Source organism: Pseudomonas emilianonis, from assembly GCF_023072625.1.
GTDB classification, from domain to species: Bacteria; Pseudomonadota; Gammaproteobacteria; order Pseudomonadales; family Pseudomonadaceae; genus Aquipseudomonas; species Aquipseudomonas paraveronii.
Genome location: NZ_JAKNRV010000217.1, coordinates 1 through 8,926, shown reverse-complemented (window position 1 = coordinate 8,926; position 8,926 = coordinate 1). Strand labels below are relative to the sequence as shown.

The 8,926-nt window shown below is 58.0% G+C and carries 9 protein-coding genes; 4 read left to right on the top strand and 5 right to left on the bottom strand.

Translation table 11 applies throughout. The annotated features are described in order from the left end of the window. The 3 genes from L9Z73_RS19730 to L9Z73_RS19720 all read right to left on the bottom strand — a co-directional run. Positions 1-489 (bottom strand): methionine ABC transporter ATP-binding protein (locus tag L9Z73_RS19730; protein WP_247404377.1); only part of this gene is annotated, 489 nt, incomplete at its 3' end. Then, positions 486-1,280, bottom strand: a complete 795-nt coding sequence (locus tag L9Z73_RS19725) for a MetQ/NlpA family ABC transporter substrate-binding protein (RefSeq protein WP_247404380.1) — start codon at positions 1,278-1,280, stop codon at positions 486-488. The genes L9Z73_RS19730 and L9Z73_RS19725, both read right to left, overlap by 4 nt. Before the next feature lie 13 nt (positions 1,281-1,293). Further along, on the bottom strand, positions 1,294-2,325 hold the full coding sequence (locus tag L9Z73_RS19720; RefSeq protein ID WP_247404375.1) for an isopenicillin N synthase family dioxygenase: 1,032 nt from the start codon (positions 2,323-2,325) through the stop codon (positions 1,294-1,296). Positions 2,326-2,774: 449 nt separating this feature from the next. On the opposite strand from L9Z73_RS19720, the gene L9Z73_RS19715 reads away from it, so the two are divergent. The 4 genes from L9Z73_RS19715 (at position 2,775) to L9Z73_RS19700 (ending at position 6,594) form a co-directional block, all read left to right on the top strand. Beyond that, positions 2,775-3,491, top strand: coding sequence for a winged helix-turn-helix domain-containing protein (locus tag L9Z73_RS19715; protein WP_247404373.1), 717 nt, complete (start codon positions 2,775-2,777; stop codon positions 3,489-3,491). A 3-nt stretch (positions 3,492-3,494) separates the two neighbouring features. Then, complete coding sequence (locus tag L9Z73_RS19710) at positions 3,495-4,250, top strand: EAL domain-containing protein (protein ID WP_247404371.1); 756 nt, start codon at positions 3,495-3,497, stop codon at positions 4,248-4,250. A 29-nt stretch (positions 4,251-4,279) separates the two neighbouring features. Continuing rightward, the gene (locus tag L9Z73_RS19705) at positions 4,280-4,951 is read left to right on the top strand and encodes a winged helix-turn-helix domain-containing protein (RefSeq protein WP_247404369.1); all 672 of its coding nucleotides are present in this window, start codon (positions 4,280-4,282) and stop codon (positions 4,949-4,951) included. Between the two features lie 251 nt (positions 4,952-5,202). After that, a complete protein-coding gene (locus tag L9Z73_RS19700) occupies positions 5,203-6,594 on the top strand; it encodes an undecaprenyl-phosphate glucose phosphotransferase (RefSeq protein WP_247404366.1) in 1,392 nt (463 codons plus the stop codon). Positions 6,595-6,631: 37 nt separating this feature from the next. On the opposite strand, the gene L9Z73_RS19695 is transcribed toward L9Z73_RS19700, so the two are convergent. After that, complete coding sequence (locus L9Z73_RS19695) at positions 6,632-8,707, bottom strand: YjbH domain-containing protein (protein WP_247404363.1); 2,076 nt, start codon at positions 8,705-8,707, stop codon at positions 6,632-6,634. Beyond that, a partial coding sequence (locus tag L9Z73_RS19690) for a capsule biosynthesis GfcC family protein (protein ID WP_247404360.1) occupies positions 8,704-8,926 on the bottom strand: 223 nt, incomplete at its 5' end. The genes L9Z73_RS19695 and L9Z73_RS19690, both read right to left, overlap by 4 nt.

The following is an 8,926-nucleotide window of genomic DNA, read 5'->3' as shown; positions in this document are numbered from 1 at the left end:
ATCCGACAGCAGATACGCCGGGCGCGCGGCCAGTGCGCGGGCGATGCCGACGCGCTGCTTTTGCCCACCGGAAAGTTGCGAAGGAAACGCCGCCGCCTTGTCGCTCAAGCCAACCAACGCCAGCAACTCCTCCACCCGCACGGCACGCTCGGCCTTGGGCAGCCCGGCAATCTCCAACGGCACCGCGACGTTATCCGCCACATTGCGCGAGTGCAGCAGGTTGAACCCTTGGAAGATCATGCCGATGCGCTGGCGTTGCTGGCGCAACGCCTTGTCGGTTAAGCGGGTCAGGTCCTGACCATCCATGAGGATGCGCCCGGACGTCGGCCGCTCCAACAGGTTAAGGCAGCGCAGCAAGGTGCTTTTACCCGCGCCGCTGCGGCCGACGATGCCGAAGATCGAGCCGTCGGCGATCTGCAGCGACACGTTATCCAGCGCCGCCGGCTGGCCCTCGGCGTAGGTTTTGCTGACGCCCTCGACGACGATCATTCGAGCGCCACCGGGATCACCGAACCGGCATAGTTCTCGCTGATGAACTTGGCCACCGCCGGTGAGCGCAGGTCCTTGGCCAGTTGCTGGATGCGCGGGTCCTGCGCCAGTTTGGGCGTGGTCACCAGGATATTCGCGTAAGGGTTGCCCTGGGCCTTTTCCAGCCCCAACGCATCCTTGGCCGGCTCCAGCCCGGCTTCCAGGGCGAAGTTGCCATTGATCACCGCCAGGTCGACATCCTCCAGCGCGCGGGGAATTTGCGGCGATTCGATTTCCAGGATCTTCAGGTGCTTGGGGTTCTCGGCAATGTCCTTGGGCGTGGCCTGGTCCTTGGACGCATCGTTGAACCCCGGCTTGAGGGTGATCAGGCCATTGGCTTGCAACAGGTACAGGGCGCGGCTGAGGTTGGTGACGTTATTCGGCACGGCGACGGTGCCGTTGTCGGGCACCTGGTCGAAGCGGGTGTGGCGGTGCGAATAGATCCCCAACGGTTCGATATGCACGGTGGCCGCCACGGCGAACTTCTGGCCGAGCGCCTGTTCCTGGGACTTGAGATACGGCAGGTGCTGGAAGTAATTGGCGTCGACATCGCCATGGGCCAACAACTCATTGGAGTTCACGCCGCTGGGGATCTCGATGATGTTCAGCTTCAGGCTCGGGTCGAGCGTCTGCACGTATTCGAGGATTTGCGCGTGAGGAATCGGGTCGGCGGCGACGCGCAAGGCATCGGCGGCCGACACATTGAAAGCGGCCAGCAAGGCCGTCAGGGTAAGTGCGGATGTCTTCAACAGAGTGATCTCCTGATCAGGCGGACAGCGCGTGGGGCAGTGTGGCGTCGGCGTAGAAGCGCTGGGCGACATCCGGGTGGGAGCGCAGGCGGCCCTTGAGGTAGTTCCAGCCGACGTCGCGCAGCAACGGGTTGCGCGGATCGCTGGTGGGGCCGTAGGCATCGCGCAGCAATTCGGGCGCGAGTTGGTACACCGGCACCACCGCATCCAGTTGCGCACCAAGGAAAAACGCCAGGGACAAGCGTTCGCTGCCCACCGGCGGCGACACTACGCGGTGGACCGTGGCACGCAGGTAGCCGTTACTGGCCAGCTCCAGCAATTCGCCGATATTCACCACCAGCGTATCGGCGCGCGGCGCGGCATCGATCCAGCGGCCCTCCTCCACTTCTACCTGCAAACCGGCCTGCTGGTCTTGCAGCAGGAAACTCAGGAAGCCGGAGTCCTTGTGCGCGCCGACACCCTGGCGACTTTGCCCGGCATGGCGGCCGGGATAGCGGATCAGCTTGATATGTTCGTTGGGCGTGTCGCCGTACAGCGCGTCGAACGCGTTCGCGGGCAGGGACAAGGCCTGGGCGAAAGCACGTAGCAGGCGCAACGACATCTGGGTCATCGCGTGCTGCCAGGCCAACACCAAGGGCTTGAGCTCGGGCAAAGCCGCTGGCCATTGATTGGGGCCTTGCAGGCGTGCCCAGGCCGCAGGGTGCTGATCGATGGCCAAGGGTTCGCGCTCGGCACCGACGTCGAACTGCTCACGCAGGTCCGGCTGGCCGCGGGTGATTTCCGACGCTGCGCGGTTATAGCCGCGAAAGTGCGCGGAGTTGAGCATGCCGACGGCCAGTTTTTCTGCCTCGGGCAAGGCGAAAAAAGCCCGCGCCTGCTGTTGCACCTGAGCCAGCAACGCCGGATCGATACCGTGACCGGTGAGGTAGAAGAAGCCGATGTGCCGCGCGGCAAAACGCAGCTCATCGAGAAATGCGCCGCGCTGCGCCGGGCTGCCATCGAGCAGCGACAAGTCCAGCAGCGGCAAGGCGTTGATTGATTGCAGCATCGGCGGCTCACTCCATGAGTGTCTTGGGGGAGCGACCAAGCTAAACGATCTTAAAAAGCGGTAATAAATACCTTTTTAGAATTAGCTTAAGCAGTCATTGGAGCCGGCAGGATCACTCATGCCAGCGCGGAATCGACGGCACCGCGCTGGCATTTTCAGGCTATTCGTCGCCCCGCCACCCGGCCTCATTTATAGAAAAAATTAAATCACCATAGGCCTAAAAACCAATTGACCTAAGACACTTACCGCATACTAACAATCTGCACTAGCATATGTGTACACCCGCGCAAATGCAGCCCCGCAACACGCCCCCATCACCCCGCTGCAGCCTTTAGAACAAAGTGACGAATGTTAAAATTTGTCACGTTTTGGCGGAATCAATTCGATTAGTATCTAACGCTAGCAGCGATTGAACTGTCGGCCTTGCATGCCAGAAAAGGGAGTAGGTGATGCATTTTTCCAACGTCCTCGCTATTGCACGGACTACGTCTAAAACCGAGGACTTCAGAGCACTTATAGTTCGCACTGTACCGAATGATTTAAAAGTCGATACACGCAGCTACGGTCAACTAGTCGGTCATCAGGAAGATCACGCCGATTATCGCGCCATTGTCATAGAAATCGACACCCCTTCTGCCAGCAGTCAAACCCTGGACATCATAAAAAAGACCAGGACTAAAAATCCGGCCTGTCTAATAGTTGTTTTCATCACGTTCGCCTCAACTCAAAGCAAAACCAAATATTATTTGGCCGGTGCGGACTACTGTCTAAAAGTGACAGACACCTCGCCTGAGGAAAAGTTGAGTTTAGTCGAGGCGTTTCTCAATGAAACGTATCGTTTGAACTACTGCAAACTCATCCTGGATCAGGATCGGATGTGCCTTTACGGCAACGGCCAGAAACTCGAGATTTCCTTCGTCGAAATGAAAGTCCTTGAGGCACTGATCCATAGCCGGCTGCTCAGTCATGATGAGATCGCCAGCGTTATGGGACTCAATACCAAATTCTACGACTCTCGCGCCCTGGAGAAATCCATCAGCCGCCTGCGCAGTAAAATCAAGGCATGTTATGGCGAAAACATCATTCAGAACATCCGTGGCTATGGCTATAAATTGAGCCGCGGAATCATTTCCGCCCATCATTTACACCCTGCCCAAGAGAGCTAGATCGTGAATAACGAGAAAATATCGCCTGCCGAAATAGCGCACCCCAAGCTCTTCAGGCAAGCGATAGTTGAACGAAACTGCACACTTTGGGGCAATGAGATTCGCGTAACTAGCGCATGTAATCTGCTCAACCTTCCAGAGCATTTGCACCCCATATATCGCGAGCAACTTAAATGCGCCTACCGTGACGCGTTATTGCGCATCGCCCCGCGCACGCCTGCCGACCTCAGTCACCGCCCCCTTGCTTCGGCACAGCCTGCGACTCATAAATTTCTGCGCATCGACCAATCGGCGCTTATGTCCGAAGACACGCTAAATGAACTTATCCATGTCGCGAATGTCTTGGAAAGCTATAAACAACAACTCGTTATCAGTGTGGAGAACCCCTTGGACGCACTCCCCGGCCCCACAGAACGCCGCGCGATGGTGCGCCAGCTTTATGCCCTGAAAGACCGAAGTGGTATCAAGATCGCCTACAATAACTACACTCTGGATACAAAGCAGGCTGACCTGCTGATCGAACTAAAGCTCTATGACTATATAAAAATGCCATTTCCGGATGCTGCCCTGAGGTTGAGTTTGAATACTCGCTCAGACCTGTTCGACCGCCTCTATGACCACATGCTAGAGCTGATAAGCGCCACCCGAATTTCGTTCATTGCGGACAAGGTTGAGTTTTCCGACAGTGCGACACTCGCTAAGCGCTTGCCTTTCAATCACTTTCAGGGCAGTTACTACTCGCCGCCTGAAAGTTTATAACTCCTACCCACCTGACCATGGTAACCACTATGAGCTCACTCAAGAAACACCTACCCACCGCGCCCTCCGCTTTTATCCCGCTGCCCGACTTTGCGTCGAACGCGGAGTTACTCTATGGTGACTTCGCCTGGGTGCCACTAACGCAGGCAACAGAGGATCAGACAACCCACACACCATCGCTTGCCAACCATTATTTCAATCCACAGCAGGCTCATTACCCCGCGTTCAAAAAACTCGACAGTCCCAATACCGCAGCGAAATCTGTTATTTACAGAACATTACAACCTTACAACAAACTTGAACTCAATGTTCAACTTTGCGACGCCGACCGGCATCAAAAAACACTGGCGACACACACCGAAAAACCTCCGGTACAGGCCCCCGACTTCTGGATATTTACGCAACATGATCGAATGTTGAGCAAGGGCGGCCTACGCATTTCCCTGACCACCATTGAATCAGCACTTATCAAAAAAATGTTACACCATGAAGAACGCGTGGTGAGTAAAGAAGAACTTATTCGCAATATTGGTCGCGAACCTGAGTTGTACCGCGGCCTGGAAATGTGCCTCAGCCGACTTCAGGAGAAATTCAAGCGCATCAACGATGGCGAGCGTTTGTTCCGCTCGGTGAGAAATCGTGGTTATTGTTTGACCCAGAGAATAAAAAATCCCATGGAGCTTTCCCAGCAACACCGTTGAAAAAACAATAATTCCAAAATCGTCAATCTTGGCGTTGATCACGCTCGTATATCTGCCTTTTTATAACAATCCGTCTCACCCAACAACCACTTAACTACCGCTATGCGCCTGTTATAAGTCGTCAGCTACTGCCCCCTGCCGTTGATTAATATCAATCTGTGCGCGCTTACGTGTGCCTGTCATTTGGCCGCTTTAACGCCACGTCTCGCTTAAGCCTACCACCGCGAGTGGTCACCACTGGGAGCAGTAGTATGCTAAATAACCGGAGAATGCATCGTAACCTAACCCCCAAAGGTCTGACCTTTTGGGGGCAGTGGACACTGGCCTCAAGTTTGGTCGTCGCGCTGTTATTTGCATTGGTTATTTTAAAGACCGGCCAACTGGAGTATCACTACCGGGTTTTGGCCGCTTTTAGCATATTAGCCTCGATTCCGGCCTATATGCTGTGTGACGTTTATAGCAAGAAAGATGATTACGGCGTGGGATTAGGCCGACTTTTTATGGGTTGGTTACTTACCCTGCTGATACTGCTTGCGGTGGGCATCGCCTGCAATGCCGATGCCTTGTTCCCCATCGAAATACTGCTGCTGTGGGCGACAACCAGTTATGCCGTGCTGGCGCTCTGTTACATCCCCATCCATAGTCTTTCCCGCTATTATCACGGGCAACTTCACGAGCGGCATAAGTCGTTAATAATTGGCACCGGCAAACTTGCCGCCGACCTTGCGAAAACACTTTCCCGGCAAAAACGCTCGCCGCTGGTCGGCCTCGTCGGCGCCACGGCGTCCGCCTCCCCAGGCGTGCAATCGCAGATACTCGGCGAGCTGCAGGACCTGCCGCAGTTGATCAGGCAGCACGGTATCCGCAGGCTGTACATCACCCATTCGCTGCAGGAAGCCACCCACATTGAGGCGCTGTACATCAACCTGCTGGAGATCAGCGTGGACGTCATTTGGGTCCCCGACCTCAATAACATGCTGCTGCTCAATCACTGCGTGGCCGAGGTGGATGGCCTGCCGGCGATTTTCCTCAATGAAAGCCCGCTGACCAGCCGCCCGACCGCCGCACTGAGCAAGTCGCTGCTGGACAAAAGCCTGGCCTTGCTCGCGATCATCCTGCTGAGCCCGTTGCTGTTGCTGCTCGCCGTGCTGATCAAACTGACCTCCCCCGGCCCGGTGATTTTCAAGCAGGACCGCCACGGCTGGAACGGTCAGGTGATCAAGGTGTGGAAATTCCGCTCGATGCGTGTGCATGACGACCAGGAGGTACGCCAGGCCAGCCGCCACGATTCGCGCATCACCCCCGTGGGGCGGTTCATACGCCGCACGTCCATCGATGAACTGCCGCAGTTGTTCAACGTGCTGCAAGGACACATGGCCCTGGTCGGTCCAAGGCCCCATGCGGTTGCGCACAACGACTACTACTCGGGCAAGATTCACGCGTACATGGCGCGCCACCGTATCAAGCCCGGCATCACAGGCCTGGCGCAGATCAATGGGTGCCGGGGCGAGACCGAGACCCTGGAGAAGATGCAAAAACGCGTCGACATCGACCTGCGCTACATCAACACCTGGTCACTGTGGCTGGATATCAAGATCCTGCTGAAAACGCCGTTCACCCTGCTGTCCAAAGACATTTACTAAGACAAAAAAAGGGGGGCTTCACGCCCCCCTTCCCCGCCTATTCAGTGACTTTCTCGAAGTTCCGATAGAACAGGTCACTGTCGCGGCCGTCGGTCATCGTATGCAGCGAATACGCGCGATTGAGCCGCGCACCACCGTCGCGGGTCAGCGGCGCCCACACCAGGTTGGCGCGGCGCATCGTCGACAGGCTCATCAACTCATCGAACGGAATCGACAGGTAAAGGCCTTTGTCGAAGCTGCCTTCGCCGTAGGCTTCTTTTGACGCTGTGGTGCGGGTGACCCACGCGCCAATCCGCACGCCATTGTTGAACTCCCGCGACAGGTCCAGGGTGACGCCCCAATCGCGGGCCAGGTAGCGACCGACACTCAGCGCCCCCTGTGTGTTGAACGGCAAGTCGGTGTAGCCAGTGATATGCCCCGTGACCGTGCGGTAGTCGCGCAGGCTGAAGTCCTGCTCGAATCCGCGCTGGCGCACGTAGTTCAGATCAGCGCCCAGCGCCCAGCGCTGGCCCATCGGCCGGTACAGCACTTCACTGCCGACACCGGCATACATCGACTCCAGTAAACCGCCATAGACCATGCCGTACAGATCCTGATCCAGTCGCACCGCATGGTTGAGCTGGAACGTCGGCAAGGTCACATCGGAGCTGGTCATGTACTTGCGCAGATCGGTGCGCACGCGCGGCAAGCCGCTGGGGGCGTCGTAGGTGAAGCCATCGTAATTGTTCAGCAGGTTGACGCTGAGCAGGCCGCTCCACCAGGTGTTGCGGGTGAAGCGGTATTCGGCGTCGAGGTCGGCGGAAATCTGATACAGCAGGCCATCCGGCCCGCCGACGTTCTGCTTGTATCCCAGGCCGACGCCGTAGCTCAAGGGCTTGGGGGGTTGGGTGTAGAGCAGCGTTTGAGCCTGAGCGCTAGGGCGATTGACTTCGGTCTGGCGATGCAGGTTCTGCAATGCCTCGCGCTGGTTGATCACCTCGCGGAACGTCTCGCGGGGCACGCTGGTTTCTTCGATCGGCATGGCGTACCGCTCGCTGACCAGGGTGAACCAACTGATCTGGTCATTGACGCTGTCGTCCAGGATACGGCTGGCGCGACCCACGGCCTTGGCGCTGGAGAAATAGCGTTGCTGCTCGCCATACACCAATAGCTCAGGGCCGCGCTGGGCAATCCGCTCGACGTTATAGCCGGCATTGTCGTGCAAACGCCTGGACACCGCGGCCCAATCCACCTGATCCATGGCGACGGTCGGCGCCTGGGCGGGCAGCTTGGGGGCCGGCGGGTCGTAGGTTTTGACCGGCGCCTTGCGGCTGACGAAATTGGTGTGCAGGGTGATGCCGAACATCGCCGTGTTGCCGCGCTCCCAGGCGGCACTCACGTCGACGGCATCGGCCACCTTGTAGACCAGCCCGAGGTTGACCGGCGAGTCCTGGCGCTGGTTGTTGTTTCGGGGCTCGCTTTGGTAGTCGTTGCCCTCGTATTCCAACTTGAGGCTCAACGGTGCCCAGGGGGTCTGATAGGCGACGCCGCCAAACAGCGCAGGCCGGCCGCGGAAGTAACCGTTGGAAAAGTTGCCGGAACCTTCGGCGGTAGGCCGCTCGTTGAACCGATCACTCAGCGCGCCCAACGGGTTGCCGAAATCGCCACGGCTGCCCAGGTAGCCCCAGGCGATACCCGCACTGAAATCGAATTCGCCATACCGCTTGTTGGCCACCAGGTACTCGCTGGAAAACAGCCCGGTGCCCCCCAGGTCGAACATCCCCACTGCGACCTGGGGCAACCAGTGGCTTTCCTCGTAGAGGCGCACTTTGGCGTCGATGGCTTTGTCCTTGTAGCTCTGGCTGCCACTGAACGATTCGGCGCCATAAGGGCGGTTGGTGATGGCGGTGTAGCGAAAGGTGCCTTCGAGCCAGTCCAGCGGCTGCGCCGAAAAACTGTAGCGACTGTAAGGCTCGGTGCGGTTGGCATTGACGCTGAGTTCGCCGGCCGGGGCCATGCGTGCGGTCGGGGTTTGCAACAGCCCGACCCCGCCAAAATCACTCTGGGTGTAACGCGGATCGCCATGCGCGACGCCACAGGGCACCAGCAGCACGGCTGCAATACATAATTTCAAGGCGTGACCTCAGCCAGGGGTTGGGTGGCAAGAAACTCGGCCAGTTGTTGGTTCAGTTCAGGAGTGGGCGGTTCCAGGTCGTCGCTGCGCAGCGGCACCAGCAATGTGCTGCCCGGTGCAGGCGCGGCAGCTGTCTCGCGGTTCCACGGGGCAATGCCCAGGCGCGTGACCTGGCCGTCGGGCTGGATCTGCCACACGTAGTCGAGATCGGCACCCGCC

Bases quoted from the DNA above. Each gene is read 5' to 3' on its own strand.
- L9Z73_RS19720 (WP_247404375.1), bottom strand. From the start codon at position 2,325: ATGCTGCAATCAATCAACGCCTTGCCGCTGCTGGACTTGTCGCTGCTC.
- L9Z73_RS19715 (WP_247404373.1), top strand. From the start codon at position 2,775: ATGCATTTTTCCAACGTCCTCGCTATTGCACGGACTACGTCTAAAACC.
- L9Z73_RS19705 (WP_247404369.1), top strand. From the start codon at position 4,280: ATGAGCTCACTCAAGAAACACCTACCCACCGCGCCCTCCGCTTTTATC.
- L9Z73_RS19700 (WP_247404366.1), top strand. From the start codon at position 5,203: ATGCTAAATAACCGGAGAATGCATCGTAACCTAACCCCCAAAGGTCTG.